The organism is Gibbsiella dentisursi (assembly GCF_039539505.1).
Taxonomy (GTDB): Bacteria; Pseudomonadota; Gammaproteobacteria; order Enterobacterales; family Enterobacteriaceae; genus Gibbsiella; species Gibbsiella quercinecans.
On sequence record NZ_BAABDG010000003.1, the window covers coordinates 613,737 to 640,253 of the forward strand.

The window sequence follows — 26,517 nt, forward strand, 5'->3', positions numbered from 1 at the left end:
ACCACGATGCGCAAGTTAGGTATTGGCCTGATTGGCACGGGCTTTATGGGGCGTTCACACGCCATGGCATGGAAATCGGCCGCTTCGTTTTCGGGCGATGTGCAGCCGGTGCTGGTCAGCGTGGCGGACATTGATAGCGACGCGGCGCAGCGCGCCCAGCGACAGTTCGGCTTCCAGCGTTGGACGAATAACTGGCAGGATCTGATTCACGATCCGGAGATTGACGTCATTTCCATCACCACGCCCAACCGTTTCCACGCCGAACAGTCTCTCGCCGCGATTGCCGCTGGCAAACATGTGCACTGCGAAAAGCCGCTGGCGCCGGACAGCGCCACCGCGGAACGCATGTATCGCGCCGCCGAGCAGGCCGGCGTGGTCACCCAGGTGGGGTTTAACTACATCAAAAACCCGCTGCTGAAGCTGGCCAGGAAGATGATCGCCGAGGGCGATCTGGGTGAGATTACCGGTTTCAGGGGCATTCATGCCGAAGATTTTATGGCAAGTCCGGCGGTTCCGTGGTCGTGGCGGGTCGATCCGGCCGGCGGCGCAGGCGCGGTTGCCGATCTGGGCAGCCATATTCTCAGCATGGCGCGTTTTCTGCTCGGCCCGGTGGCGGAACTGTTCGCCGATCTGGAAACGGTGATCACATCGCGCCCGGAAAGCCCCGGCGCTACGGCGCGCAAAGCGGTGGAAGTGGATGACATCGCCCGGCTGACGGTGAAATTCGCCCGCGGTTGCAGCGGCCATATCGAAGCAAACTGGATCGCATCCGGGCATAAAATGCAGTTGGGCTTTGAAATCACCGGCACCCAAGGCGCGCTGATCTTCAATCAGGAACGCTTCAATGAGTTGCAATATTTCCGCTTCTCGGAAACGGAAAGTACAAACGGCTTTATCACGCTGGTAGCGGGGCCGGAGCATTATCCTTACGGCCTGTTCTGCCCGGCACCGGGGCATCAGCTTGGCTTTAACGATCTTAAGACGATTGAAATGCTGGAATTTATTCACGCTATCACCGATGGCAATATTGCCGGCCCGGATTTCAAAGAAGCCTTTGAAATTCAGAAACTGGTTGATGCCGCGATTGCTTCTTCCCGAGAAAGAAGCTGGATAACCCTCTAATTCACGCATCACGTCAGGCAGGGAGGTCTGGCTCTGGCTTTATGCTTCTGCGTACTGAAAGAAATACGAGGAGAATGTTATGTCTGACAGTAATTCAACTGAAGTCAATGAAGTAAAACCTTCATTTAACTGGCAGTCTTTGCGCCGTAGCCTGCCGAAAGATACCGGCATATTTGTTGTTATGGTATTAATCGCTCTCGTATTTGAATGTGCGGGATGGTATTTACGCGATCAATCTTTTCTGCTGAATACCAACAGATTGCTCCTGATTATTTTGCAGGTCGCCATCATCGGTATTATCGCCGTCGGGGTGACTCAGGTTATTATTACCGCCGGCATTGATTTATCCTCAGGCTCATTGATTGCGTTAACGGCCGTTATTTCCGCCAGCCTGGCACAAACCTCGGACAGTATCTCACCGGTTTATCCTTCACTGGTGGATTTACCCGCTATCGTTCCGATCGCGGCCGGTATTGGCGTTGGGATTATCTGTGGCTTTATCAATGGAATATTAATTACCCGAACGGGCATTCCTCCCTTTATCGCCACCCTGGGGATGATGGTTTCCGCCCGCGGCCTGGCGCAATATTACACCCAGGGCAACCCGGTCAGTTTTCTTTCCGACAGTTTTACCGCTATTGGTCAGGGGGCGATGCCGGTGGTGATATTTCTGCTGGTGGCCTTCGTATTCCATGTGGCGCTGCGCGCCACGCGTTACGGGAAATACATCTATGCCATTGGCGGGAATATTGTTTCGGCGCAGGTTTCCGGCATCAACGTGAAGAAATACCTGGTGCTGGTGTATACCATTGCTGGCGGGTTAGCCGGTTTAGCCGGCGTGGTGCTTGCCGCACGCGTCAGCAGCGGGCAATCCAGCATGGGGGTTTCCTACGAACTTGATGCGATCGCCGCCGCGGTGATCGGCGGCAGTAGCCTGATGGGCGGCGTTGGCCGCATCACGGGGACGCTGATTGGCGCGTGCATATTGGGTTTAATTAAGAGCGGTTTCACCTTTATTGGTATTGATGCTTATATTCAGGACATTATTAAGGGGATTATTATTGTGAGTGCGGTCTCTGTTGATATGTATCGTAACAAGAAAAATCGCTAAGTCGTCGGCATGGTAGTCAAAGCAGTAAACCCTACGAAACGTATTTTGATAATAAAACCTGAGACGTCAGATCTATTCTGGCCTCCATAATTACGGTAGATAACCATCATGAAAAGATTAATTTTATTTTGTCTTATTCTCTTATCTCTCAGCCCTGCTGTATTTGCAGTACAAGTCGGCGTCAGTATTGCGCAAATGGATGATGTGTTCCTTTCCCGCCTGCGTGGTTACATTATCGAGCAAGGGAAAACATATCCCGACATGAAAATTCAGTTTGAAGATGCACAGGGCGCCGTCGATAAACAGCTAAGCCAGGTACAAAACTTTATTAACGGCAAAGTGGACGTAATTATTGTTAATCCGGTTGATACCCAAGGCACCAAAAATATGACCGATGCGGCGCGTGCGGCCAAAATCCCGCTGATATATCTCAACAGGATGCCCTCCGATTCGAAAATGGGCAACGGCGTAAGCTACATCGGCAGCGATGAAATTGAAGCCGGACGCCTACAGATGCAGTACCTGGCCGATAAAGTGAAAGACCGAAAAAGTGTGAATGTCGCCATCATGAAAGGGTTGTTAAGTAATGATGCGACCCGCTTCAGAACCCAAGGTGCAAAAGAAGTGATTGCCAAACACCCGAATATGCACGTGATTGTTGAAGATACGGCGAAATGGATGCGTGAAGACGGGATGAACCTGATGAATAACTGGATTTTATCAGGCGACAAAATCGACATTCTTTCCGCAAACGCCGATGAAATGGCTATCGGCGCCGCCATGGCGATAAAAAGCAACGGCATAAAAATCGGCACGGATATTTTAGTCGGCGGTACCGATGGCGGCCCGAACGGTCTGCAGGCGATAAAAACCGGGCTATTAACCGTTACCGTGTTCCAGGACGCCAAATCACAAGCTTATGGCGCGGTGGATATGGCGGAGAAAGCCGCCAAGGGCGAAAGCATACAGGATATCCACTTTATTCCGTTCCAACTGGTAACACCGGAAAACTACCAGAAGTTTATGACCAATTAACCAAGGTGCGTTCTGCGGCCTGCGCAATAGCGTGGGTTGCAGCCCCTGTTTTGACTTAGGAGAGGTTATGAAAACGGTTAAAGGCCCGGCGGTTTTCTTGGCGCAGTTTGCCAGCGACGAAGCGCCGTTTAATACCCTAAGCGGCATGGCCGCCTGGGCGGCGGAAAAAGGCTTTAAAGGCGTGGAAATCCCCAGTTGGGATACGCGGCTAATCGATCTGAAAAAAGCGGCGGAAAGCCAGAGTTACGCCGATGACATTATCGGCACGCTGCAAGAACACGGGCTGGTGCTCACCGATCTCGCCAGCCATCTGCAGGGGCAGCTGGTGGCCCTGCACCCGGCGTTTGATTTGCCGGCGGATAGCTTCGCCCCGGCCTTCGTGCGCGCCAACCCGCAGGCGCGCCAGCAGTGGGCAACGGAACAACTGTATCTCGCCGCGCGGGCATCGCGCCGCCTGGGGCTGGCAAAGCACGTCACCTTTTCCGGTACGCTGCTCTGGCCGTATCTTTATCCCTATCCGCAATGGCCAGAGGGCTTAATTGATGAAGGCTTCAATGAGTTGGCGCGCCGCTGGACACCACTCCTGAACGCCTTTGATGAACAGGGGATCGATCTGTGCTACGAAATCCATCCCACCGAGGATCTGCATGACGGCCTGACCTTTGAGCGCTTCCTGGAAAAAACCGGCAATCATACACGCTGCCAGATTATGTACGATCCGAGCCATCTGGTACTGCAGGGCATTGATTATCTGGCTTATATCGATCACTACCACGAGCGTATCAAAGCCTTTCACGTGAAAGACGCCGAATTCCGCCCGAACGGCAAGACCGGCGCTTATGGCGGCTATCAACCCTGGAGCAGCCGTGCCGGCCGCTTCCGTTCGCCCGGTGACGGGCAGACCGACTTCACCGGCATTTTCTCAAAACTCACCGGCTACGGCTTTGATGGGTGGGCGGTGCTCGAATGGGAATGCTGCTTTAAAAATCCGGAAGATGGCGCGCGTGAAGGCGCGCAATTCATCAGCGATCACATTATTCGCGTGACGGATAAGTCCTTTGACGATTTTTGTAAATCCTATGCGGATCGCTCGCTCAACAGAAAAATATTGGGTATTGAAGGAGGCAGTAATGAGTAAGTCATCACTGAAAGGCCGGCGTATTCGGCTGGGGATGGTCGGCGGCGGTACTGGCGCTTATATTGGCGGGATCCACCGCTTCGCCGCCCGCCTGGACGATCAGTTCGAGCTGGTGGCGGGCGCATTCGATGTTGACGCCGAGCGCGGCCACCGTTTTGCCGCGCAGAACTTTATCGCGCCGGAACGCGCCTACGACGATTACACCGCCATGATCGCGGGCGAAGCCGCGCGCGACGATGGCATTGACGTGGTCGCCATCTGTACCCCCAATTTCACCCATTACCCTATCGCCCGCGCCTTCCTTGAGGCGGGTATTGACGTGATTTGCGAAAAACCGCTCACCACCACCTTACAAGATGCTGAAGCCATGGCGGAAATGGTGAGCCAGACGGGGCGTTTTCTTGGCGTAACCTACACCTACTCCGGCTATCCGCTGATCATGGAGGCCCGTTCGCGCGTTCAGGCGGGCCTGATCGGCAAGGTGCGCACCGTGCAGGTAGAGTATCCACTGGAATGGATGGCGACCGGCGTTGAACTGAAGAACAATCAACAAGCTGCCTGGCGCGTTGATCCTAAAAAGAACGGGCGCGGCGGCGCTATTGGCGACATCGGCACCCATGCGTTTCATCTTGCCGGCTTTGTCACCGGCCTGAAAGTGGACAGCGTGATGGCGGATCTGGCCACTTTTGTCGAAGGGCGAGCGCTGGATGACAACGCGCATGTTCTTATTCGCTATGAAGGCGGCGCCCGCGGCATGCTGTGGGCATCGCAGGTGGCGATCGGCTGTTCGAATTCGCTGCGGCTGCGCGTGTTCGGCGAAACCGGCAGCCTGACCTGGGCACAGGAACAGCCCAACGAATTGCTCTACACGCCGCTGGAAGGCTACACGCAAATCATCAAGCGCGGCCGCGACGATCTTGATGCGCTGACCCAGGCGCGAACCCGCACGCCGCCGGGCCATCCTGAAGGCTATATCGAAGCGTTCAGCAATCTCTACAACGGCTTCGCCGCGGCGCTCCGCGCACGCGATGCGAACCTGGCTCCGCAAGGCATCGGCGCGGTGATCCCGCAAATCGCCGATGGGTTGAAAGGCGTTGCTTTCGTGGATGCAGTCGTCGACAGCCACGAACAAGGGGCGGTGTGGATCAAACCCAAGTATGGTTAAACGCCGGCAACAGCATAATAAAGCCTGATTTTTCAGGCTTTTTCCCCTTCAGGCATACATATTAAAGCGCATAATGATGTTAATGCGGGAATAGGAAGCATGGTTGCTCTCGGCAGGCAAAAAACCGTGAAACTCCAGCAGGGTTTTAAACGCGTGCTGTGCATCAAGCTGCAGATTATGGTCGATCAGCGCATCGATTTTCCCCGCTTGCATTAACGCCCTATTTTCACGATCGAGATCGTGGCCGATCACGGCTTTTAGCTGAATATTCCGCTCGCTAAAGGCACGCAAAATACCGCTGTTGCCGCCGCCGACGGTGTATACCGCATCAATCTGGGGGTGCTCACGCAGGAACGTTTTTAAGCACGCGTACATCAGATGATCAATGCCAAAACCGTCGGCAATGATCTTGATTTCACTCTGTGGCGCAAACACCTTCATCCCTTCTACAAAGCCCTGGATTCTTTCCTGCTCGCCGATGAAATCCTGGCTGCCGGTGATGGCGGCAATCGTGCACTTATCGTTAGCCAGCCATTTGGCCATCAGAAACGCGGAAGATTTCCCTGCGTTAAAATTATCCATGCCGATATACCGTAGCCGGGCGCTACCGATGATATCCGTCACGATGGTCACAACCGGGATGCGTTGTTTAATCAGGTTATTAATCACCGGGATGAGCTTTTCCGAGTTCATCGCCTTCAAGATGATACCGTGCGTGTTTAACGAGCATTTTTTTAATAGCTGCTCGGCCTCGTCCACCGACATATGTTCCCTACAGTGAAAACGCAGCTGAATTTTAAACGAATTAAAGCTGGATATCTGGCTGCTGAACGCCGCTTTCACCAGCTCGCTGAACCGTTCGGGAGCGTGAATAATCACATCAAAATAGAGGGTTCTTCCCTGCGCCAGGCTGATTTTTTGCTGCAATTCAAGATCGACTATCGCTTGCTGAATGCGGTGCAACGTTTGTGGATGCACGTGCCCGCGGTTGTGCAACGCGCGATCTATGGTCGCCAGGCTTAAGCCTGACTGAGCGGAAATCTGTTTCTGCGTAAACTTAGGCATAGATCACATGACGTATTGATGAGGTTTTTTTGATTTAATGTTAAAAGAATGTAACTGCTAATGTTGTAGACATCAATCCTGTCATGCCGCTGAAACAGCCTTTCACGGCGCATGATTAATTTCATTTTATCTAATAAATATCAAAATGATGAGGTCATTATGACAGCGCTCTACTTTATGCATGAAGACCAGATCTCTATTGAAGATTTCAAAGCCTTTTGTGATCAAAGTGTCAATATTTCAGAGTATCCTTTGGCGAGCGAAGCCGTATCCGATGTCCTTATTTATAATCGGCTAACGTTAGCGGCGGCGGCTAAGCGGGATAAAAAAGCGGTCTTGAGCGAACTTCACCGGGCGCTCTCTTATGGCCCAGGCGTTTTTGTTGTGCGCGGGTTGTACGGCGACGAAGAAAGCGTTGATCGCACTTCGCACGTTTTTGAAGAGATTATGCGGGCGGAAGCAAAAGCGAAAATTCGGGCCAATCGTTTCCCGCAGGCCGGTGCCGGTAATAGCCAACGCATCTTGCTGGCGCTGCAAAAACTGGCCGCAACCAGCCCTGAAGCCTTCGTCGAGTATTATGCCAACCCCATGTTGAACTTGATTTGCCAGGCGTGGCTCGGCCCCACCTGGCTCATGGCCTCGCAGGTACATCAGGTGCGCCCTGGGGGCGCAGTGCAACCGCCGCAGCGCGATGATCACCTCAGCATTCAGCAAAGCGCATTTGCCGCGCAATTCCCCATTCCGGTGCAGCTTTTGTCGCAGTATCTGACGCTACGGGGCGTCATCGCGCATACTGATGTGCCGCTCGCCTGCGGCCCTATGCGGCTGCTGCCCTGGTCGCATCAGTACGAACTGATCTATATGGCGTATCAGCGCGCGGATTTTAGCGAATATTTCGCCGAGCATTACGTGCAAGTGCCGCTCAATAAAGGTGACGGTCTGTTTTTTAATCCGGCGCTATTTCATACCGAGGGCAATAACGCCACCACCGATCGGGTGAGAACGACCAACCTGTTGCAAGTGTCTTCTGCCTTTTGCGTTCCGCGGGAAGAGATCGACCATGAACAAATCCTGCACAACATCTACCCGCTGTTAAAAAACAGCACACTGGCCGCAGATGCGCTCAATAGCGTGATCAACATAGCGGCACGCGGATATGCCTTCCCCACCAGCTTTGACGCCGAGCCGTCGTTAGGCACCCGAGAGCCTAAAAACCAGCAGGCGTTGGTACGCGAAGCCCTGAGTAATGCGTGGAGCCTGGAAAAATTCCAGCATAATCTGGCGGAAAACAGAGAAAAAAGGGCCATGTAAACTCACTGCCTGAAAGCCACCGGCCCGAGACAAGCCAGCACACAGAAAGCAATAATCGATGCAGTTCAATGTTTACAAGCGTAATGAGAGAGATACGAACATCCTTCTGGCCAACGCGTGATACTTGCGTAGCCTACTTCTTAATTTCCTGGATTTGTTGATGGCCGGCATTTAATAGGCGCCCTCTCGATATTTTCCAGGCCAACCCGTTCCCCAGCATGGGGGCTAACGACACGATGCCATCATTTTGAGCAGTTCCACACGGTTGCTCAGGCCGAATTTCCGCGCGGCGCTGGCCAAATGGGCATAGACCGTTTTTGGGCTTAGGTTTAATCGCCGCGCCACGGTGGCAACACTGGCACAACGGGAGGTTTCGCACAGCACCAGCGCTTCGCTACGGGTGATCGCAGCAGGCTTCGGCATCCCCCGCAACCGCCCACCGCCCGCTGGCTTCTTCTGCTGTAACAATCCCAGGCAGGCAGCACGTACCGTCAGCAATTTTTCCCCCTTGTGCAACAGGGCATCCGGTGCCGTTCTGGCAATCAGCGACAGCACCAGGGGAGTGGCATTATCGATAAAGAATAACGTCTTAAGATTCGGATTACAGCAACGGAGATAATTTAAAAATAAGATGTATTCATGGAACAGGTAAATTTTTTTCGGAAAATCCATGATAACCAATTCAGGTAATAAACCCAGAGAGCTTAACTGATTAACACTGGGGAATGGCAATGAAAATACTTTTATTGGCAATAATGACCTTATTCCATACCAACACAACGGCGATTGATCAACATAAATCACACACACATTGGATCTCCTATCCAAATATTTAAAACACTCCTTCATAACCCATTATTATGCTTTCTGTCATGGCTCATTTTTGGGGTTATTATCCTTAACACAAAGCATTAACAATTACCTTTGATATTATCATTTTTTTAACAACCAGGGCACCGATAAAATCGGACCTAAAATAGTACGAATGTTTCAAAATATTTCATAAAGATAAACACAGAGCCCAACAAAAACGTAACGTAGTGATATAGATCTATTTTTTCCATTCACAACATTAGCGCCAATGTAACTAAATGTTACATTGGTTTGTGTTAATTTCACATGCTAAAAAAATCAAGTTTTGGGAAAATTCTCACTCTGCTAAGATGCCCCAGCATTCTGCATGAACAAACATATACGTAACATGCTTTATATAAATGCAAACACGGCAGTATGCGAATACTGTCAGGACTGCTTTCACAAAAAGTAAATTAAAAGGTATTTCTCATGAAACTGAAATTAGTTGCACTCGCCTTGATCGCTTTCTCTGGCGCCGCTTTTGCAGACTCTGCAAACACAGTTCAATTTAGAGGTGAGGTCAGCACCCAGACCTGTTCTGTTAATATTAATGGCAATGAATCTAACCCAGTAGTATTACTACCAACGGTTGCCGCAAGCACTCTGGCTACCGCAGGTTCAGCGGCTGGTGCTACTACTTTCACGGTAAACGTAACGGGTTGTACTGCGGATGCTGACAACAGCACAGCGATCAAAACGGTATTTGCCGGCAACAACATCACCAGCAACGGCAACCTGGGCAACACCGGTACCGCTACTAACGTTTCTATCCAACTGTTGGATAGCGACGCCAGCTCGCCGCTGTCTTTCTCTTCGGGTTCCGTGACGACCAGCACCGCCATGACGCTGGCTTCAGGCACAACGTCCACCTCACAGGATCTGGTTGCCCGTTATTACGCGGAAAGCACCGGCGTGACCGCGGGTTCAGTCATCGCAACTGCGCAATACGCCATCAGCTACCAATAAAACGTAAATCATTAATAACGCCAGCGCTGCCTGCCCCATGGGCAGCGCTGATTTATTAGCCTCACCAATCGGTTTATTTTATGGCGCACACAGCACGCACAGCTACTCATCTGGTGGTACTTTTGTTATGCCTGCTATTTACCACCTTAAATACCGCTTCCGCCAGCGTAACGCTGCTCGGCAACCGGGTGATTTACCCCGCCCAGACGCGTGAGAAAACGCTGCAATTCAGCAACGACGACGCCACGCCGGCGTTGATACAAATCTGGCTGGACATTAACAACCCGAAGTCCACGCCGGAAACCGCAGACGCACCTTTTATTGCCTCGCCGCAGATCTTCCGTATGGAACCGCACAGCGGGCAAATGGTCCGCCTGGTCTTTTCCGGGCAAAAGAAACTGCCCACCGACCGCGAATCGCTGTTTTACCTCAATTTTCTGCAGGTGCCCGCCGTCAAGCAAACAGACAGCGATAAAAACAAGCTGATGCTGCTGTTGACCAACCGGCTGAAAGTTTTTTATCGCCCAGAAGGGCTGGCTGGAGAGGCCAATCACGTCGTTGACCAATTAACTATTCAGCGTGCCGGCAAGGCGCTGCGGGTCAGCAACCCAACGCCGTATTACGCCAACATCAGCTATGCCGCAGTTGAAACGGGCGGCAAGCACGCCAGGATCCCGCAGGCGGAGATGATCGCGCCCTTTTCAGAAGCCACTTGGCCGCTGGCGCAGTTTCCGGCAGGGGAAGTGAAGATCACGCTGCGCGTGGTCAACGATTACGGAGTTGAGGTTACGCGCACGCTCACACCATCACACTAAACAAGGACAGGGACGTTCTAATGATTATGCTTAACACAAGGTTATCGTTGCTTGCCCGCAGCCTGTTTTTAGCATTGCCTTTCAGTTGCCTGGCGCAGGCCGCCGATGACGGTTACACCTTCGACGCTTCACTGCTGCGCGGCAGCGTACTCAGCAATAGTGAACTGAGCCAATTTAACCAACAAGACACGGTAAAACCGGGCCACTACTTGGTCGATCTGTTCATCAATGGCGTTTTCATTGAACGCTCACGGGTGCAGTTGGTGCGCGGAGAGGAAGAAAAAGTTCAGCCCTGTTTTGATCCCAGCCAACTGGCGCGCTTCGGGCTGAAAAAGCAGCCCGAGGCGGCGGCGAACGCCTGTCTGCAACCCGGCCTGGATTTGAAAGACATCACCGCGCAGGTGAATATTGCCCAACTCCGCCTGGATCTGAGCATCCCGCAGGCGATGATGAACCGCCCGCCGCGCGGCAGCGTTAGCGCCGACAGCTTGGACAGCGGCGAAACCATGGGTTTTTTCAACTATAACGTCAGCCAGTATCACGTCAGCTACCGGCAAACCCAGGCCAGCGATCTGAATTCCACTTACGCCAGCCTTAACGGCGGCCTTAACCTGGGGCTATGGCGCTATCGTCAGCAGTCCAACTTCCGTTACGACAAGGAAAACGGCAACCACTGGAACACCAGCCGCCGCTATGTACAGCGCGCCATTCTGCCCTTGCGCAGCGAAATCCTGCTGGGTGAAGGCTTCACCAGCGGCCGTTTCTTCTCCGGGCTGGGGTTCCGCGGCCTGCAGCTCAGCTCAGACGATCGCATGCTGCCGGACTCCCTGCGCGGCTATGCGCCGGTAGTGCGCGGCATCGCCAAAAGCAACGCCCGGGTAACGGTGTTGCAGGGCAAAAACACGTTGTATGAGACCACCGTGGCGCCGGGCCCGTTCAGCATCAACGATCTGTACGCTACCAACTATGCGGGCGATCTGACGGTGGTGGTCACCGAAGCCGACGGCAGCAGCAGCACCTTTACCGTGCCTTTCGCCGCCGTGCCGGAATCCATTCGCCCCGGCCTTTCGCGTTATGCCGCCACCCTGGGCCGCTCACGTTACGTCGGGGATAACGATTTGTTCAGCGAAATCACCTGGCAACAGGGGCTGACCAACGCGCTAACCTTCAACGCAGGCAACCAGTTGGCCGACGGCTACCAGGCCTTCATGCTGGGCGGCGTTTACAGCAGTTGGCTCGGGGCGTTCGGCATGAACACCACCTATTCGCACGCCAGCCTGCCGGATGGCAGTACCAGCGGCTGGATGATGCACCTGTCCTACAGCCGGACATTCACGCCGACCAATACCACGCTCTCTATCGCCGGCTACCGTTATTCCACCGAAGGGTTCCGCGATCTGAACGACGTGCTTGGCGTCCGCCATACCGCCTATGGCAAGAGCTGGACATCCGATACCTATCGCCAGCGTTCGCGCTTTGAAGTGGCGTTCAACCAAGGGATCGGCCCGCTGGGCAACCTGATGCTATCCGGCTCGACCCAGGATTACCGCGACAAACGCGGCCGCGATAACCAATTACAGTTCGGTTGGAGCAAAACTTTCAACAATGGCGTGGCGCTTAACCTGTCCGTGACCAAAACGCGCACGCTGGGCAACAGCTACAGCACCGGTGCCTATAGCTATGACAACATCTACGGCAATGCGCAGACCAGCACCACGAAACAGACCGTCACCGCGCTGACGTTCAGCTTCCCGCTGGGGCGTTCCTCTTCGGCGCCAAGCGCTTCACTGCTGGCCAACCACAGCCAGGGGCAAGGTAGCAACTATCAGGCCGTGCTTTCCGGCAGCGTTGGCGAAGAACAGCCCGTCAGCTATGGGCTTAACTTCTCCACCGACGACGACACCCGGCAAAGCCTGTGGGGCGGCAACCTGCAAACCCGCCTGCCGTATGCCAACGTGACCGGTTCAGCTTCCACCTCGCGCCAATACTGGCAAGGTTCGGCATCGCTGCAGGGCGCCGTAGTGGCACACCGCGGCGGCGTAACGCTTGGGCCGTACGTGGGCGACAGCTTTGCGCTGATCGAAGCGCCAGGCGCCAACGGTGCGAAGGTGATGGATGGCCAGGGCGCACGGATCGATCGCTTCGGCTATGCGCTGGCGCCGGCATTAACCCCTTATCACTACAATACCGTGGCCCTGAACCCAGAAGGGATGAATAGCAAAGCAGAGCTGGAAGACGGGCAAAAACGCGTGGCGCCCTACGCCGGCGCAACGGTAAGGCTCCACTTCAACACCGTGCGCGGCCAGGCGCTGCTGATTACCGCGCAGCGCCCCGACAACGGCACCATCCCTATGGGAACCGCCGTGTTGGATCCCGCCGGCAAGAACATCGGCATGGTTGGCCAGGCCAACCAACTCTATCTGCGCAGTGATAAAACCGAGGATACGTTGACGCTGCAATGGGGCAAACAGGCAAACCAGCAGTGCCGCCTGCATTACCACGCGCCAGCGGCGGAAGATACGCCGATCCAACGGTTGAGCGCACCATGCCGATAAACCGTCAATACCAGGAGAGATTGATCATGAAAACTATTGCTTACCTGCGGGCGGGGCTATTTTTGCTGCTCCCTTTCGCTGCGGCGCCCACCTTTGCCACCTGCACCCGCGTCTCACCGGCGATCGACGCCGGGTGCGACGCCTGCGGCGTCGGCATCGGGCTTGGCCGGGTGAACCTGACCAGCACCTATCTGCAGCCGGTGGGCACGCTACTCGGCAGCAGCGTGTTCAACTTTACCACCGGCGTGCGCTATCCCGATCCGGAAAAAGTGCTGTACGAGTGCGACGCCAGCGACGCCGGCGATATCTATGAAGTGTTCGCCACCAACGGCGACGATCGGGTGGGCGGCTATTACGATCTTGGCGCGTTGGACGGCTACCCTAACTATTTCGCCACCTATTTTCCTTATGTCGGCATCAAGCTGACCCATTTGAATTCCGGCCTGGAGTTCACGCGCTACTGGCAACAAACACCGATCACCAGCTACGTGACCACCGACGCCGGCAAGATCCAGATCCGGGTAAAAGACCTCAGCCCGATCCGCGCCGATCTGATCAGGATCAGTTCCCTGCCGGGCCAGGGTGCCAGCTATTATTGCGGCTACAGCGCATCCGACCCCACCTACGGCATGGCCTCTACCAGCGCAGCAGCCAGCTATAGCTGCACCCAGCCAAACGGCTATGTCCTGTTTAAAGGCCCCGGCATCGATGCAGAAACGATCGGCAGCGATTCGGCCACCAACTTCACTACCTGGGGCACTGGCCGCTGGAACGCCATGGGAATGGGCACCTCACCGGTCTCTACGCTTTCCTATACCGCCACCTGCGTGGCGCGCAACGTCACGCCTCTGGTACTGCTGCCCACGATTTCCGTCAGCCGGTTGAACGCAGGCGAGACGTCTCAGGCGCCGTTCACCATCAATATTGAATGCGATAACGCTGCGGTTTCCGGCGTCGCTTCCGATGGCACCGCCCTCGGCCTGCAAGTGCCTTATGACGCCTATACCAAAGCGCAAGAGCTTGGCCTGGTTAACGCCAGCGGCGGGGTGAGCTACCTGCTCTCTACCGGCTATGGCACCGACAGCAGCGTCGCCACCGGCGTTGGCATTGCACTTTCCAACGCCAGTACCGGCTCTGCGATGAATTTTGTCGGCTGGCTGGCCAGCAATCCCGCCAGCCCAAGCGGCAACGCCGGGGGCTGGTATTCGGTGCTCGACGGCGCCAGCAGCAACGGCAGCACCACCTCCGGATACACTCACTACACCACCCAACTGACGGCCACCCTGACCCGTTTGCCGGGGGAAACCGTTACCGCAGGGAGGGTGGATGCCAAAGCCTATGTTTGGGTTAAGGTGCAATAAACGATGGGTATGATGAAAAAAATAAGCGCACTGCTGCTGTGCGCGTTGTGCGTAATCAGCGCCGGGGCCAAAGCGGGGATTATCGCTTCGGCAACACGGGTGGTGTTCAACCAGGGTGAAAACGAAAAAAGCCTGATGCTGGTTAACACCAATGCGTATCCGATCATGGTGCAAACCTGGGTGGACAACGGCGACGTTAACGCAGCGCCGGAGCTGTCGAACGCACCATTTGTTTCTCTCCCCAGCGTGTTTAGCATGCAGCCCGGCACCCTACGCGGGCTACGGCTCATTTACGGCGGCCAGGCGCTCCCCACCGACAGGGAATCGGTTTTCTGGCTGAACCTGTACGAGATCCCCCCGAGCCAGCCGATTACGCCGCCGCAGAAAACGCGCGTAACTTTGGCAATGAATACGCAAATGAAGATCTTCTACCGGCCGAAAACGCTGGCAGGCCAGGCCGCCAGCGCGCCGGACAAGATCACCTTTACGCTAAGGCAAGCCGGCAAGCATTATGAATTAATCTGTAAAAACGCCTCTGCATTTTATCTTTCTTTCGCGCAGCTTAGCGTGCGCCTGGGGAACAAAGATTATCCGGTGCGCCAAGAGAGCGACATGATGACCGCGCCGTTTAGTAGCAAACGTTACTTTATTGATAACCTCAACGGCGCTGCCGCCTTGCCGGGCACCACCGTGAAAGCGGCGATCATTAACGATCTCGGCCACCAAATAAAAAGGCAATATTTCACCCTTTAGCCACTATAAGAAGTATCATAGGAATTTTCTTACTATGGATAGGGTAAATAATGAGTCAGAGCCGATTTAAAATACAACGTTATCTCGAACAGTCCGCCAATGACATTAGAGAGTCAGCGCTATTTCACTCTGCGATTATTAACCATGGTAAACTAATAAAAGATGCTTATAAAAAACACCCATTATTCTATAAAGTTATTTTCAGGAATAGCAGATTCATTATCTGCTCAAGCATTCTTTCAATCTATTTCACCTGCCCCAATGCCAGGCTGAAAGATATCAAGGAATTTTTTAAAGGCAAAGACATCGTCAGTGAGAATTCACTGGATTCTTTTCTGTTGTTTTTGCGTGTCGGCCGGCGGTTGGAAGTCAGCCGCATCGCTCAGGACAAGCGCCAACTGTACTTCAAACCAACGGACAGCGCACTGCGCGAAACCCACGCACTGATAAGCTCAGTGGCGCGGCCCTACCAGATGATATTTCCTGATATCCCGGTCGCCGAGCTGCTCGAGCTACCGGATTTTATCCCGGTATTTTTTGGCACTTATGGTCAACTGATGATGAAAGAAATTTATTTGATCGAACTGGTGCCACAAGCGGCGCTTTTCATCAGTAAAGATGCCGGCCATATGGTGTTGCTGATGCTGTTAACAGAAAGCATAAAGCAGAATTCACATACGCTGCTGCTTTCCTCCGCGACGATTGCAAAATTCTGTGCCGTTTCCCGTGCGCATATCAACCGCATGCTGCTGGCGGCAGAAAAATCCGGCCTGCTGGTGACCACCAATAATGTGATGATTGAGTTGAACAGTTCGTTCTTTATTATGGTAGAGCGTTATTTCAGTTTGTACTTCGCCATGGTGGGGTTTGGTTTGAATACCGTTTGGCAGCACTACGTGGCTGCAGACAGCAAACCAGAGGCCTGCACGCCAGGCAAGTGACCAGTCCAGGCGACATTCCCATAAACAAGTTAACCTCAAAGACAACGCATTAGGTGAGTGGAGCACGGATGTTGAAGCCATTGAAGGCGCCGAACGGCGGAACGTAGCATAGGCGAAACCGCCAGGACGGCGGTTTCAGGCGAGACAGGCAGGGACGCCTGTCGTAGCCGGCCGTTAATGCGCAGTGACACAGTGAGGGTAGCCGCGCAGCGGCCGCCTGATATGGCGCAGGCGCGGGGTCGTTAGGGGCCGCGCCTTCGGCCCCTAACTCGGGCGCGGCTGCGGTGTTGCAAAAATAGCGGCGTTGTGGCGACCGAAACCTTCCACGCCCCCAACAAAGAACGTTACGAAATACCACTCTGCCAGCCCCGGCATAATGATACTCACAGGCTTCCCTGTGACCAAAATCGTCACCAACCCAACCCGATCCAAACGATAAATTATTCAGCCTTAACAACCGCTATCGCAAACCCATCCCAACCTTTTTCACCAACGGTCTGAATCGCAGTGGCATCAAGGCACGGGTAATCAGCGAGCATCTGGAAAAATTCACGCACACCCTGAACGTGCGCATCATTACTTTCTGGATCGATCACCGCTCCCCCACGCACGATATTGTCCGCGATAATCACCGTGCCGGGGCGTGATAACCGCAACGCCGATTGCAGATAATGCGGGTTATTTTTCTTGTCGGCATCAATGAAAATCATATCGAACGGGCCAGCTAGCGTGGGCAACACATCAAGCGCAGCCCCGATGTGCAGATCGACACGTGCAGCTACGCCGGCATGCTCGATATTCGCTAATGCCACCTGAGCATGGTGCTTGTCAGCCTCAATGGTGGTGATCTTGCCATTCGGCGCCATCGCTCGCGCCATCACGATGGTGCTATACCCACCAAGCGTGCCGATCTCCAGCACCCGCGTTGCCTGTAACATCCTGATGAACAGCGCCAGCAGCTTGCCTTGTGTGGCGGATACATCATGCGCAGGCAAACCCGCCTGCGCATTAGCAACAAGAACCGCATCCAGGCCGGCGTCTGAAGGCGCAAGCAGATCCGAAAAATAAGCATCAACGTTCGACCATTTTTCACTCTCTGCCGTGGGGTAGTCTGGGACACGCATAGTTCAATTCCTGTGGTGTTAAGGGCAATGACAATGTAACCCGGCAAGAATGTGCACAGTGATATGTCAATATGATGATAGACGCTGGCGTGCTGTCACACTTTGTCCAATTTTACGTAATGCGGATGAGTATGATTTACGTTTCCTTTACACTTTTGGAGACGCACAGCACATGATCCCTCGCTTCCACCGCCGAACCCTGGCCGCCGTCATCAAACTGGCGTTGATCTGCCCCACCAGCTCCGTTGTCTTTGCCGAAGAACAAACCGATGATCGCACCCGATCTCAGGATACATTGGTGGTCACCGCCGCCGGGTTTGAGCAACATCAGGAAGATGCGCCAGCTTCGATCACGGTCATCAGCGGCGAAGAACTGCGTAAACGCTCCGTCCAGAACCTGGCGGATGCCGTACGTGATGTCGAAGGCGTAGTGGTCAATGGCAGCGCCAATGAAACCGATATCTCAATTCGCGGCATGCCAGCGGATTACACGCTACTGATGGTCGATGGCAAGCGGCAAAGCGGGCGCGAATCCCGCGTTAACGGCAACACGGGCTACGAACAAAGCTTTATGCCGCCCGCCGCGGCCATTGAGCGCATCGAAATTATCCGTGGCCCGATGTCCTCGCTGTACGGCTCAGACGCCATCGGCGGCGTTATCAACGTGATCACCCGCAAGGTATCCCCGAAGTGGGGCGGCTCGGTTTCTTATGATTACTCCGCCCGCCAGCACAGCGATCAGGGCAACGCCGGCCAGACACAGTTTTACCTCAATGGCCCGCTGGTGCCGGCGCGGCTTGGGCTGCAACTGTGGGGGCGCTACCTGGATCGTCAGGCCGATGATAATGTGCAAACCACCAACGGCTTCACCAAGGCTAAGCATAAAAGCCTGACGGCGCGCCTGGCTTTCACCCCCAATGCCAACCATGACATCTTACTGGAGGGCGGCATTACACGCCTGAAAAACGGCGAAGGCACCAGCCCCAACTGGGCCACCCGCGAGCAAAAAAATAACCGCGATCACGGATCGCTGTCACACGAAGGGCGCTGGGGCTGGGCCACTTCAACATTGGTGTTGTCGCAGGAAAAAACCAGCCGCGAAGGCATTGCGAGCGCCAGCCAGACCGACGTGCTGGGGCGCAAACCGCAAATCAAGAACACCGTATTTGACGCCAAACTGGTCGCGCCGACCGATTACCACATCACCACCGTTGGCGCACAGTGGAACCAAAGCACGCTCAATGACTGGAACCAGGGGCTGAACGACCAAAAAAACTATAAGTTCGAAGTGGTGCAAAAAGCGCTGTTCGCGGAAGACGAATGGCGCATGACCGAGAGCTTTGCGCTCACCGGCGGCCTGCGGCTGGATCACCACCAGCAGTACGGCAGCCACATCAACCCACGCCTGTATGGCGTCTGGCACCTGAACGATGAGTGGACCCTCAAAGGCGGCATTGCCCGCGGCTTCAAGGCGCCCGAACTGCGCGCTGTGATCGATGATTACGCGGTGCTGCGGCGCAACACGTATGTCATGTTCGGCAATTCCAGGCTAAAACCGGAAAGCAGCACCAACTATGAGCTTTCCGCACTGTGGTCTGACCGTGACACCCTCTCCGCCGGCGCCACCGTGTTCTACAACGACTTCAAAGACAAGCTTTCCACGGTCACCACCAGCGAGCGCTGGAATGGCTATATCATCATGGACCGCGTCAACATCGACGAAGCGGTGATCAAAGGTATTGAGTTGAACGGCCGTTGGCAGATCACCCCGGCATTGGCCCTGAAAGGTAACTTCACCTATACCGACTCAGAGCAGAAAAGCGGCGCCAACGCCGGCGCGCCGTTGGCCCTCACGCCCGAAAGCAAAGCCAACCTGCGGGCCGACTGGGCGATCAGCGATCGCGCCCAGGCCTGGGCTGCCGTTAACTACTACGGCAAAGAGTTTGGCACCACGGTCAATGCCGAACCCGCCCCTGCTTACACCACGGCGGATATCGGCGGCTCTTACCAGCTGACCCGCGCCGTGGCGCTTAACGCCGCAGTTTACAACCTGAACGACAAACGCCTGGACGACGAAACCTACGGCACGGTCAACTACGGGCGCACGTTCTGGCTCGGCAGCACGGTCACCTTCTAGAGCGAGCGCCCTTCGCCCGCCGGCAACAGCACGATGGCGCACAGGCCGGCCGGCGGGCGGTTCTCCAACAGCAGTTCACCGCCGTGGGCATGAATGCAAGCACGGGCAATGGACAGCCCCAACCCCAGCCCGGCTCCTTTCCCCTCGCGCCGGCCCTTGAACGGCAATTGCACAAAAGGTTCAAACACCTGCTCCAGGCACGCCGGCGGGATGCCGGGGCCACGATCGCAGATTTCAATACGCACCCCAGCCGGATCGCGCTGCAGGTGGATCCGCGCTTCACCGCCGTAGATCAGCGCGTTGTCGATCAGGTTGGTCAGCGCGCGTTTGAGCGCCAGCGGCCGGCAACGGAGCGTCATCGCCCCCGCATCTATGCCCTGCCACTGAACCCGCTGGCCCAACGTGCGGTAACGCCGCGCCAGCTCGTCAAACAGCGCCGCCATCGCGATGGTATCGGTCGTTTCCTGCATCGCATCGCCGCGTATAAAATTCAGCGTTTCACTCACCATCGCGCTCAGCTCCGCCAAGCTTTCCAGCATGTCATCACGGGCTGGCCCCTCCTCCAGCAGTTCCACCTGCAACCGCAGTTCGGTAATCGGGGTGTTGAGATCGTGGCTGATCGCCGCCAGCATCCGAGTGCGGCCTTCAATATGGCGGGCGATGCGCTCTTGCATCACGTTAAACGCCTGCGTCAGCTCGCGCGCTTCCAGCGGGCCAGCCAGCGGCAAGGGCGCCACCCGTTCGCCGCGGCTGATCTGCTCTGTCGCCGTGGCCAGCGTCTTCACCGGCCGCACCACGCGGCGCATGAAAAAGATAACCATCAGCAGCACCGGCACGCTGGTCACCGGCAGCGAATAGGAGAGCAAACGGCTCCATTCATACGCCTGCAGCGGGTGCTGCACCGCGTTGAGATAGCGCCCGTCGGCCAAGGCGATACTGGTGCGCAGCCGCAGCGGATCCCACCGCACCGCGCTGAACAGGTGCCCGCGCGCCAACCCGCCGTCGGTGCGCTCAAGCTGCATGGCAATCTGCTGGCTGGCGACCTGCGGCAGATGCGCCGCCAGATCGGCGATCAAGCGTTGCTCTTCGGCGCGCATCGCAAAAGGCCGCACTTCAGGCTCGGCGGCCACCCAGAACCGGGCGCCGTTGGCGTCCATCGTGGCCAGCAGGCGCTGATGCGCGGCCGCTGGCAGGCTATCGGCGGCCTGATAGGCAATCACCAGCCGCTCCAGCGCCAACGTGCGCGACACCGGGTGCAACAGCGCGCCCGTTAACTGCACATAGACCATCGCAATCGCATTGGCCGCCACCAGAGCCAAAACCAGCAGCAGCGCCAGCTGGTTGGACATCCGCTTGGGCAACAGCGCAGCGGCTCTTCTCATAGCGGCTCGCTGCTCACGCTGGTGGCCAGGCGATAACCGCTGCCCCAGACCGTCACCAGTAACCCCGAGCCTTGCAGGAAGAGGCTCAGCTTGCCGCGCAGGCGGCTGACCTGCCGATCGATAGCCCGATCGAAAACGTCGTTGCCGGGGCGGGCGCACAGATCGATCAGGCGATCGCGGCTCAATACTTCATTGGGGTGCTGCAAAAACGCCAGCAGCAGGCGCCCTTCCATGGTGCTCAGCGGCATGCTGGCGCCGTCGTCCCTGCCGAGCACGCCGGTCGCCGGCACAAACTGCAGATTGGCGAAGTGGTACTTCAGCAGCGCGGCGGCGGAGCGACATACGCGCTGCTCGCCCGGCTGCGGCGCAGCACGCTATGGATGCGCGCCACCACTTCACGGGGTTCGAACGGCTTAACGATGTAGTCATCCGCCCCCAGATCCAGCCCGCGAATGCGATCGGCCGCGGCATCACGCGCCGTCAGCAGGATCACCGGTGCAACCGTGCGGCGGTGCAGTTGATGGCACAGCGCCATACCATCGCCGTCCGGCAGCATAACGTCCAGCAGCACGATATCGAACGCTTGCTGTTTGAGCAGCAGCCACATGCCTGCCGCATTCTCGGCCGTGCGGACGTCAAAAGCGTGGCGCCGCAGGTACTCCGCCAACGGCTCGCGGATCTTACGGTGATCGTCCACAATCAGTACGCGCTGAGCCGCTGCGTTCATTCGCCCCCCTTCATCCACCACGCCCAAAAAGTGATCGTACCGATCCCGCCGATCGCCACCGCCGGCGGACGATCGTGCCCCGCAGAGACTGTAACAAATTTTGTCATTGATTATCTGCTGCGCAGTGAGGATGAAGCAAGACGGCTGGTTTATATGGAACACATTTGCGTCATCCCCGCTTCATGAAACTGACATCTGCGCCGCATAGGCTGATGCGCAATGAGATCGATCTCATTGGCGAACAAGAGACAACGGATGACCGATTTACTGAGCGTTGCCCGCCTGGCGGGCGTATCACGAGCCACCGCCGCACGCACCTTCTCCGCACCGGAAAAAGTGCGCGAGGCCACGCGCAACAAAGTGTATGCCGCATCAAAGACGCTGGGCTTCCGCCCCAACTATGTGGCGCGCCAACTGCGCACCCAGTCCACCCGCATTATCGGCGTGATGCTGCCGACCCTCAGCAACCCGGTATTTAGCGAACAACTGCAGGCGATGGAAAACATTGCCCGCACCGGCGGCTATTCGCTGATGGTGGCGACCACCCATTACGATCCGGCGCGCGAATCCGCCGTGCTGGAAAACCTGCTGCGCCAACGGGTTGACGGGCTGGTGTTGACCGTCGCCAACGCCCAGGCCAGCCAATGCCTGGAAAAGTTGGAACAGGAAGCCCTGCCGGTGGTGCTGGTGCATAACCCAGCCGCCGGCCGCCGCTTTGTCACCGTTAGCGTGGATAACCAGCAGGCGATGCACCAGGCAACGCGCCATTTGCTCACCCTCGGCCACACCCGCATCGGCATGGCCGCCGGGCCGGTTCAACAATCCGACCGCGCCCAACTGCGCTACCAGGGCTACTGCCAGGCGATGACAGATGCCGGGTTGGCGCCGCTGCCGCTGATTGAAATGGCGCACCACACCCGCGTGGATATCGACACGTTGCGCCCGTGGCTCGGCGCGCCGCAAGGGCTGACCGCCCTGCTCTGCTCGAACGATCTGCTGGCCCTGAGCGCCATCGGCAACCTGCAACGCCTTGGCTACCGCATCCCGGAACAGCTTTCCGTGGTGGGCTTTGACGGCATCGCGCTGGGCGAGATGGTCTGCCCGGCGCTGTGCTCCGTGGTGCAGCCGCAACGCGAACTGGGCACCGTGGCGATGGAAAGCATGCTGGGGCTGCTCGCCGGCGAAGACGTGTGCTCCCAAACATTGGATATTGCGCTGCGCCACGGCGAAAGCACCGCCGCGGCGCAGATTTTCTGTTGCACCACTACTAGGGAAACATCATGAAAAAATCGATCTTCTCCGCGCTGTGCCTGAGCGGCACGCTACTGCTCTCGGCACAAACCCAGGCGGCCACCGCCATCTGTTACAACTGCCCGCCGGAATGGGCAGACTGGGGCACCCAGTTGAAAGCCATCGCCAGGGACACCGGCATTGTGGTGCCGCAGGATAATAAAAACTCCGGCCAGTCGCTGGCACAGTTGGTGGCGGAAAAAGCCAACCCGGTTGCCGACGTGGTGTACCTCGGCATAACGTTCGGCATCCAGGCGGCCAAATCGGACGTGCTGGCATCCTATCAACCCGCCGGCTGGGATCAGATCCCGGCAGACATGAAAGATCCGGCAGGCAAATGGGTGGCGCTTCACTCCGGCACCATCGGCTTTATGGTGAATGTGGATGCCCTGAACGGCGCGCCGGTGCCGCAATCCTGGGACGATCTGCTCAAACCAGAATACAAGGGCATGGTCGGCTATCTGGATCCGGCCAGCGCGTTCGTCGGCTACGCCGCCGCCGTTGCCGCCAACCTGGCGAAAGGCGGCACGCTGGATGACTTTACGCCAGGCATCAACTACTTCAAACAGCTGATCAAGAACCAGCCGATTGTGCCGAAGCAAACCGCCTATGCCCGCGTGCTCTCCGGCGAGATCCCGATTCTGCTAGATTATGATTTCAACGCTTACCGCGCCAAATATAAAGATCACGCCAACGTGGCGTTCGTCATCCCCAAAGAGGGCAGTATCAAAGTGCCTTACGTGATCAGCCTGGTGAAAAACGCCCCGCACAGCAGCGACGGGAAAAAAGTGATCGACTATGTGCTCTCGGACCGCGGCCAAGCGATTTGGGCCAACGCCTGGCTGCGGCCGGTGCGTGAAAGCGCGATGTCTGCCACCGCCAAGGCGCAGTTCCTGCCGGACAGCGACTACGCCCGCACCCGCACGGTCAATTACCAGCACATGGCTGATGTGCAAAAAGCCTTCTCCGCCCGTTACCTGAGCGAGGTTAAGTAATGGCGACAACCTGGCAAAACGCTGCGCCGCGCCCCCAAACCGGGGGGCGGCCGGCCCGGTGCCTGCCGCGCGCCGTTGGCTTTGCCCTGGCGCCGGTGCTCACGGTGTTCTGCGCCTTTTGGCTGATCCCCTTCGGCTACCTGGTGGTGCTGGGCAGCACGCCGGATAACAGCACGGGGCTGAACGCCTACTGGACGGTGCTGACCCATCCAACCTATTTGCAAAGCCTTGGCATCACCCTGCTGCTTTCGGCCAGTGTCGCGTTAGCCGCAGTGGCGATCGCTACCGTGGTGGCGTGTTTCCTGGCACGCCAATCCTTCCCCGGCAAGGGGCTGCTGCTGGCGCTGCTCACCTTTCCGCTCGCCTTTCCCGGCGTGGTGGTCGGTTTTCTGATTATCATGCTCGGCGGGCGCCAGGGGCTGTTTGCCCAGTTGGGCGCCGCCACGGTGGGCGAGCGCTGGAGCTTCGCCTACAGCCTGAGCGGGCTGTTCCTCGGGTATCTCTATTTTTCCATCCCGCGCGTGATCATGACGTTGATGGCCGCCTGCGAAAAGCTGGATCGCAGCCTGGAAGAAGCCGCCCGCTCACTGGGAGCCGGCAACGGGCGCATCGTCCGTGATGTGATCCTGCCCGGCCTGGCGCCGGCGCTGCTTTCAAGCCTGGCGCTGTGCTTTGCCACCAGCATGGGGGCTTTTGGCACCGCCTTTACGCTAGGAACCGATCTGAACGTCTTGCCGTTAAGCATTTACGGCGAATTCACCAACTACGCCAACTTTGCCACCGCCGCTGCACTCTCGGTGCTGCTGGGGCTGGTGACCTGGGCCGCCCTGTTGCTGGCGCGCCGCCTCTCTGGCGCCACTCTGGAGGCCCCGCTATGAAACGCCCGCTGCTGTTTAGCCTGCAGTTCGCCTTCACGTTGCTGGTGTGCCTGTTTTTGATCGTGCCGATCGGCATGTCGGTGATGGCGGGCTTTACCGAAAACTACTTTATCGGCATCAAAAGCGGCCTGACCCTGCGCTGGATTGCCGAAGTATGGGCGCTGTATGCCCCCACCTTCTGGCTTTCGCTACTGATTGCGCTGGCGTGCCTGGCGTGCACGCTGTTGCTGGGGGTGCCGGCCGCCTGGGGGCTGCTGAAAAGTTCTTCGCGCACCGCCGCCTGGATTGAGGAGTGCCTGATGCTGCCGGTCGCCATTCCGGGGCTGGCGACCGCGCTCGGGCTGCTGTTGGTTTACGGTGGCATCCCGGCGCTGCGCGCAAGCTGGGTGTTTATTTTGATCGGCCACGTACTCTTTACCCTGCCCTTTATGGTGCGCCCGGTGCTGGCAGTGATGAAGGCCGCGGGTCTGCAACAGATGGAAGAGGCCGCCGCCAGCCTGGGGGCGGGCAGCCTGCGCCGTTTTTTCACGGTGGTGGTGCCCAACTGCCTTTCCGGCATTGTGGCCGGTGCGTTTATGGTGGTCACCTTGTCGATCGGTGAATTCAATATCACCTGGATGTTGCATACCCCGCTGACCAAAACCCTGCCGGTCGGGCTGGCCGATAGCTATGCCTCGATGCGGCTGGAGATTGGTTCGGCCTACACTACACTGTTTTTACTGATGATTATTCCGCTGCTGGTGGCGCTGCATTTTCTTGGCCGCCCGCGCAGCCAGCCGATGAAAAAGAAAGAGGTATCCTCATGAGCCACCCTGTCGGCATCCGCCTGCACCGCTGCGCCCGCACCTTCGGGCGCGATCACACCGCGCTTCATCCGCTGGATCTGACTATCCACCCCGGCGAAACCCTGGTGCTGCTCGGCCCTTCCGGCTGCGGCAAAACCACCACCTTGCGCATTATCAGCGGCCTGGAGCACAGCGACGCCGGCGGCGAAGTGTGGTTTGACGAGCGCAACGTCACCGCACTGCCGATTGAAAAACGCAACGTCGGCATGGTGTTCCAGAACTATGCCCTGTTCCCCAACCTGAACGTGGCGGGCAACGTGGCCTATGGCCTGCGGATTATGCGGCTGCCGGAAGCGGAGATCCGCTCGCGGGTGGCCGAGATGCTAGCGATGGTGGATCTGGGCGACGTTGCCGAACGGCCAATCCAGGCGCTTTCCGGTGGGCAGAAACAGCGCGTTTCGCTGGCCCGGGCGCTGGCGGCGCGCCCCAAAGTGCTGCTGTTTGATGAACCGCTGGCGGCGCTGGACGCCAAACTGCGCGAGAAGCTGCGCGAAGATATCGGCATGTTGCTGGAACGGCTTGGCATCACCGCAGTGTATGTCACCCACGATCAGCAGGAAGCCATGGCGTTAGGCGACAGGATTGCCGTGATGCGCCACGGGCGTATCGAGCAAATCGGCACGCCGCGCGAAATTTATCACCAGCCCGCCACCGCCTTTGTCGCGGACTTTGTCGGGGCCATCAACCGCCTGGCGATCGCCGGCGGCGAGTATTACTGCCGCCCGGAAGACATCCGCCTGGGCGACGCCGAGCAGGCATTGCTGACCGGGCGGGTGCTGCACAGCACCTTTCTCGGCCAGAACCAGCGGGTGCTGGTAGACACCGGCCACGGCCGCCCGGTGCAGGTGGACTGCCCGGCGCGCGAAAGCTGGCAGCCCGGCCAACCGGTGGGGCTGCACGCCAGCACCGCGAACCTGTTCCAGATCCACGCCCACCCCTAAGGAGC

The 26,517-nt window shown here is 56.9% G+C and carries 24 protein-coding genes; 18 read left to right on the plus strand and 6 right to left on the minus strand.

Annotation, left to right across the window (positions count from 1 at the left end):
• Nucleotides 1-6 precede the first annotated feature (6 nt).
• The 5 genes from ABFX35_RS13460 (at nt 7) to ABFX35_RS13480 (ending at nt 5,571) form a co-directional block, all read left to right on the plus strand.
• Complete coding sequence (locus ABFX35_RS13460; protein ID WP_279026799.1) at nt 7-1,122, plus strand: Gfo/Idh/MocA family protein; 1,116 nt, start codon at nt 7-9, stop codon at nt 1,120-1,122.
• Nucleotides 1,123-1,201: 79 nt separating this feature from the next.
• The gene (locus tag ABFX35_RS13465) at nt 1,202-2,233 is read left to right on the plus strand and encodes an ABC transporter permease (protein WP_346081623.1); all 1,032 of its coding nucleotides are present in this window, start codon (nt 1,202-1,204) and stop codon (nt 2,231-2,233) included.
• Between the two features lie 108 nt (nt 2,234-2,341).
• Nucleotides 2,342-3,268, plus strand: a complete 927-nt coding sequence (locus tag ABFX35_RS13470) for a sugar ABC transporter substrate-binding protein (RefSeq protein ID WP_121525389.1) — start codon at nt 2,342-2,344, stop codon at nt 3,266-3,268.
• Between the two features lie 67 nt (nt 3,269-3,335).
• Nucleotides 3,336-4,406, plus strand: coding sequence for a sugar phosphate isomerase/epimerase family protein (locus tag ABFX35_RS13475; RefSeq protein WP_346081625.1), 1,071 nt, complete (start codon nt 3,336-3,338; stop codon nt 4,404-4,406).
• Complete coding sequence (locus tag ABFX35_RS13480; RefSeq protein WP_230472599.1) at nt 4,399-5,571, plus strand: Gfo/Idh/MocA family protein; 1,173 nt, start codon at nt 4,399-4,401, stop codon at nt 5,569-5,571. Before ABFX35_RS13475 ends, ABFX35_RS13480 begins: the two co-directional genes overlap by 8 nt.
• A gap of 48 nt (nt 5,572-5,619) precedes the next feature.
• Here ABFX35_RS13480 and ABFX35_RS13485 read toward each other — a convergent pair whose 3' ends face one another.
• Entirely contained in the window at nt 5,620-6,636 is a 1,017-nt protein-coding gene (locus tag ABFX35_RS13485; protein ID WP_346081627.1) for a substrate-binding domain-containing protein, read from the minus strand.
• Nucleotides 6,637-6,795: 159 nt separating this feature from the next.
• Here ABFX35_RS13485 and ABFX35_RS13490 point away from each other — a divergent pair, with 159 nt between their 5' ends.
• Nucleotides 6,796-7,947 carry a phytanoyl-CoA dioxygenase family protein gene (locus ABFX35_RS13490; RefSeq protein WP_279028344.1) on the plus strand — a complete coding sequence of 384 codons (1,152 nt, stop codon included), beginning with the start codon at nt 6,796-6,798 and terminating at the stop codon, nt 7,945-7,947.
• A 225-nt stretch (nt 7,948-8,172) separates the two neighbouring features.
• On the opposite strand, the gene ABFX35_RS13495 is transcribed toward ABFX35_RS13490, so the two are convergent.
• Nucleotides 8,173-8,757: a helix-turn-helix transcriptional regulator gene (locus ABFX35_RS13495; RefSeq protein WP_279028347.1), complete on the minus strand. Its 585-nt coding sequence runs from the start codon at nt 8,755-8,757 to the stop codon at nt 8,173-8,175.
• A 474-nt stretch (nt 8,758-9,231) separates the two neighbouring features.
• On the opposite strand from ABFX35_RS13495, the gene ABFX35_RS13500 reads away from it, so the two are divergent.
• The 6 genes from ABFX35_RS13500 (at nt 9,232) to ABFX35_RS13525 (ending at nt 16,193) form a co-directional block, all read left to right on the plus strand.
• Nucleotides 9,232-9,768: a fimbrial protein gene (locus ABFX35_RS13500; protein ID WP_279028348.1), complete on the plus strand. Its 537-nt coding sequence runs from the start codon at nt 9,232-9,234 to the stop codon at nt 9,766-9,768.
• Between the two features lie 80 nt (nt 9,769-9,848).
• Nucleotides 9,849-10,583 (plus strand): fimbrial biogenesis chaperone, encoded by a 735-nt coding sequence (locus tag ABFX35_RS13505; protein WP_346081631.1) that lies wholly within the window; start codon nt 9,849-9,851, stop codon nt 10,581-10,583.
• Between the two features lie 20 nt (nt 10,584-10,603).
• Nucleotides 10,604-13,138, plus strand: coding sequence for a fimbria/pilus outer membrane usher protein (locus ABFX35_RS13510; RefSeq protein ID WP_346081633.1), 2,535 nt, complete (start codon nt 10,604-10,606; stop codon nt 13,136-13,138).
• A gap of 26 nt (nt 13,139-13,164) precedes the next feature.
• The gene (locus ABFX35_RS13515) at nt 13,165-14,499 is read left to right on the plus strand and encodes a fimbrial protein (RefSeq protein ID WP_346081635.1); all 1,335 of its coding nucleotides are present in this window, start codon (nt 13,165-13,167) and stop codon (nt 14,497-14,499) included.
• A gap of 9 nt (nt 14,500-14,508) precedes the next feature.
• Nucleotides 14,509-15,252: a fimbrial biogenesis chaperone gene (locus tag ABFX35_RS13520; RefSeq protein ID WP_279028356.1), complete on the plus strand. Its 744-nt coding sequence runs from the start codon at nt 14,509-14,511 to the stop codon at nt 15,250-15,252.
• Between the two features lie 50 nt (nt 15,253-15,302).
• Nucleotides 15,303-16,193 carry a hypothetical protein gene (locus tag ABFX35_RS13525; RefSeq protein WP_346081638.1) on the plus strand — a complete coding sequence of 297 codons (891 nt, stop codon included), beginning with the start codon at nt 15,303-15,305 and terminating at the stop codon, nt 16,191-16,193.
• A 440-nt stretch (nt 16,194-16,633) separates the two neighbouring features.
• On the opposite strand, the gene ABFX35_RS13530 is transcribed toward ABFX35_RS13525, so the two are convergent.
• Complete coding sequence (locus tag ABFX35_RS13530; RefSeq protein WP_346081640.1) at nt 16,634-17,317, minus strand: O-methyltransferase; 684 nt, start codon at nt 17,315-17,317, stop codon at nt 16,634-16,636.
• 172 nt (nt 17,318-17,489) lie between these two features.
• Here ABFX35_RS13530 and ABFX35_RS13535 point away from each other — a divergent pair, with 172 nt between their 5' ends.
• Nucleotides 17,490-19,454, plus strand: coding sequence for a TonB-dependent receptor domain-containing protein (locus ABFX35_RS13535; protein ID WP_346081642.1), 1,965 nt, complete (start codon nt 17,490-17,492; stop codon nt 19,452-19,454).
• On the opposite strand, the gene ABFX35_RS13540 is transcribed toward ABFX35_RS13535, so the two are convergent.
• Genes ABFX35_RS13540 through ABFX35_RS13550 form a run of 3 tightly spaced genes read right to left on the minus strand, consistent with a single transcriptional unit; the run spans nt 19,451 to nt 21,563 of the window.
• Complete coding sequence (locus tag ABFX35_RS13540; protein ID WP_346081644.1) at nt 19,451-20,836, minus strand: ATP-binding protein; 1,386 nt, start codon at nt 20,834-20,836, stop codon at nt 19,451-19,453. The genes ABFX35_RS13535 and ABFX35_RS13540 overlap by 4 nt on opposite strands.
• Nucleotides 20,833-21,111 carry a winged helix-turn-helix domain-containing protein gene (locus ABFX35_RS13545; protein ID WP_346081646.1) on the minus strand — a complete coding sequence of 93 codons (279 nt, stop codon included), beginning with the start codon at nt 21,109-21,111 and terminating at the stop codon, nt 20,833-20,835. Before ABFX35_RS13545 ends, ABFX35_RS13540 begins: the two co-directional genes overlap by 4 nt.
• A 41-nt stretch (nt 21,112-21,152) precedes the next feature.
• A complete protein-coding gene (locus ABFX35_RS13550; protein ID WP_346081648.1) occupies nt 21,153-21,563 on the minus strand; it encodes a response regulator transcription factor in 411 nt (136 codons plus the stop codon).
• A gap of 255 nt (nt 21,564-21,818) precedes the next feature.
• Between ABFX35_RS13550 and ABFX35_RS13555 the strand changes: the two genes are divergently transcribed.
• From ABFX35_RS13555 to ABFX35_RS13575, 5 genes are read left to right on the plus strand one after another with little or no spacing between them, the layout of a single operon-like run.
• Nucleotides 21,819-22,847 (plus strand): LacI family DNA-binding transcriptional regulator, encoded by a 1,029-nt coding sequence (locus ABFX35_RS13555; RefSeq protein WP_346081650.1) that lies wholly within the window; start codon nt 21,819-21,821, stop codon nt 22,845-22,847.
• Nucleotides 22,844-23,848, plus strand: a complete 1,005-nt coding sequence (locus ABFX35_RS13560) for an ABC transporter substrate-binding protein (RefSeq protein WP_346081652.1) — start codon at nt 22,844-22,846, stop codon at nt 23,846-23,848. Before ABFX35_RS13555 ends, ABFX35_RS13560 begins: the two co-directional genes overlap by 4 nt.
• Nucleotides 23,848-24,726 carry an ABC transporter permease gene (locus ABFX35_RS13565; RefSeq protein ID WP_346081654.1) on the plus strand — a complete coding sequence of 293 codons (879 nt, stop codon included), beginning with the start codon at nt 23,848-23,850 and terminating at the stop codon, nt 24,724-24,726. Before ABFX35_RS13560 ends, ABFX35_RS13565 begins: the two co-directional genes overlap by 1 nt.
• On the plus strand, nt 24,723-25,532 hold the full coding sequence (locus ABFX35_RS13570; protein ID WP_095847011.1) for an ABC transporter permease: 810 nt from the start codon (nt 24,723-24,725) through the stop codon (nt 25,530-25,532). The genes ABFX35_RS13565 and ABFX35_RS13570 overlap by 4 nt, the downstream gene beginning before the upstream one ends.
• Entirely contained in the window at nt 25,529-26,512 is a 984-nt protein-coding gene (locus tag ABFX35_RS13575) for an ABC transporter ATP-binding protein (RefSeq protein WP_346081656.1), read from the plus strand. Before ABFX35_RS13570 ends, ABFX35_RS13575 begins: the two co-directional genes overlap by 4 nt.
• Nucleotides 26,513-26,517 lie beyond the last annotated feature (5 nt).

Bases quoted from the DNA above. Each gene is read 5' to 3' on its own strand.
- ABFX35_RS13460 (WP_279026799.1), top strand. From the start codon at position 7: ATGCGCAAGTTAGGTATTGGCCTGATTGGCACGGGCTTTATGGGGCGT.
- ABFX35_RS13465 (WP_346081623.1), top strand. From the start codon at position 1,202: ATGTCTGACAGTAATTCAACTGAAGTCAATGAAGTAAAACCTTCATTT.
- ABFX35_RS13470 (WP_121525389.1), top strand. From the start codon at position 2,342: ATGAAAAGATTAATTTTATTTTGTCTTATTCTCTTATCTCTCAGCCCT.
- ABFX35_RS13475 (WP_346081625.1), top strand. From the start codon at position 3,336: ATGAAAACGGTTAAAGGCCCGGCGGTTTTCTTGGCGCAGTTTGCCAGC.
- ABFX35_RS13480 (WP_230472599.1), top strand. From the start codon at position 4,399: ATGAGTAAGTCATCACTGAAAGGCCGGCGTATTCGGCTGGGGATGGTC.
- ABFX35_RS13485 (WP_346081627.1), bottom strand. From the start codon at position 6,636: ATGCCTAAGTTTACGCAGAAACAGATTTCCGCTCAGTCAGGCTTAAGC.
- ABFX35_RS13490 (WP_279028344.1), top strand. From the start codon at position 6,796: ATGACAGCGCTCTACTTTATGCATGAAGACCAGATCTCTATTGAAGAT.
- ABFX35_RS13500 (WP_279028348.1), top strand. From the start codon at position 9,232: ATGAAACTGAAATTAGTTGCACTCGCCTTGATCGCTTTCTCTGGCGCC.
- ABFX35_RS13505 (WP_346081631.1), top strand. From the start codon at position 9,849: ATGGCGCACACAGCACGCACAGCTACTCATCTGGTGGTACTTTTGTTA.
- ABFX35_RS13510 (WP_346081633.1), top strand. From the start codon at position 10,604: ATGATTATGCTTAACACAAGGTTATCGTTGCTTGCCCGCAGCCTGTTT.
- ABFX35_RS13515 (WP_346081635.1), top strand. From the start codon at position 13,165: ATGAAAACTATTGCTTACCTGCGGGCGGGGCTATTTTTGCTGCTCCCT.
- ABFX35_RS13520 (WP_279028356.1), top strand. From the start codon at position 14,509: ATGATGAAAAAAATAAGCGCACTGCTGCTGTGCGCGTTGTGCGTAATC.
- ABFX35_RS13525 (WP_346081638.1), top strand. From the start codon at position 15,303: ATGAGTCAGAGCCGATTTAAAATACAACGTTATCTCGAACAGTCCGCC.
- ABFX35_RS13530 (WP_346081640.1), bottom strand. From the start codon at position 17,317: ATGCGTGTCCCAGACTACCCCACGGCAGAGAGTGAAAAATGGTCGAAC.
- ABFX35_RS13535 (WP_346081642.1), top strand. From the start codon at position 17,490: ATGATCCCTCGCTTCCACCGCCGAACCCTGGCCGCCGTCATCAAACTG.
- ABFX35_RS13540 (WP_346081644.1), bottom strand. From the start codon at position 20,836: ATGAGAAGAGCCGCTGCGCTGTTGCCCAAGCGGATGTCCAACCAGCTG.
- ABFX35_RS13550 (WP_346081648.1), bottom strand. From the start codon at position 21,563: ATGAACGCAGCGGCTCAGCGCGTACTGATTGTGGACGATCACCGTAAG.
- ABFX35_RS13555 (WP_346081650.1), top strand. From the start codon at position 21,819: ATGACCGATTTACTGAGCGTTGCCCGCCTGGCGGGCGTATCACGAGCC.
- ABFX35_RS13560 (WP_346081652.1), top strand. From the start codon at position 22,844: ATGAAAAAATCGATCTTCTCCGCGCTGTGCCTGAGCGGCACGCTACTG.
- ABFX35_RS13565 (WP_346081654.1), top strand. From the start codon at position 23,848: ATGGCGACAACCTGGCAAAACGCTGCGCCGCGCCCCCAAACCGGGGGG.
- ABFX35_RS13570 (WP_095847011.1), top strand. From the start codon at position 24,723: ATGAAACGCCCGCTGCTGTTTAGCCTGCAGTTCGCCTTCACGTTGCTG.
- ABFX35_RS13575 (WP_346081656.1), top strand. From the start codon at position 25,529: ATGAGCCACCCTGTCGGCATCCGCCTGCACCGCTGCGCCCGCACCTTC.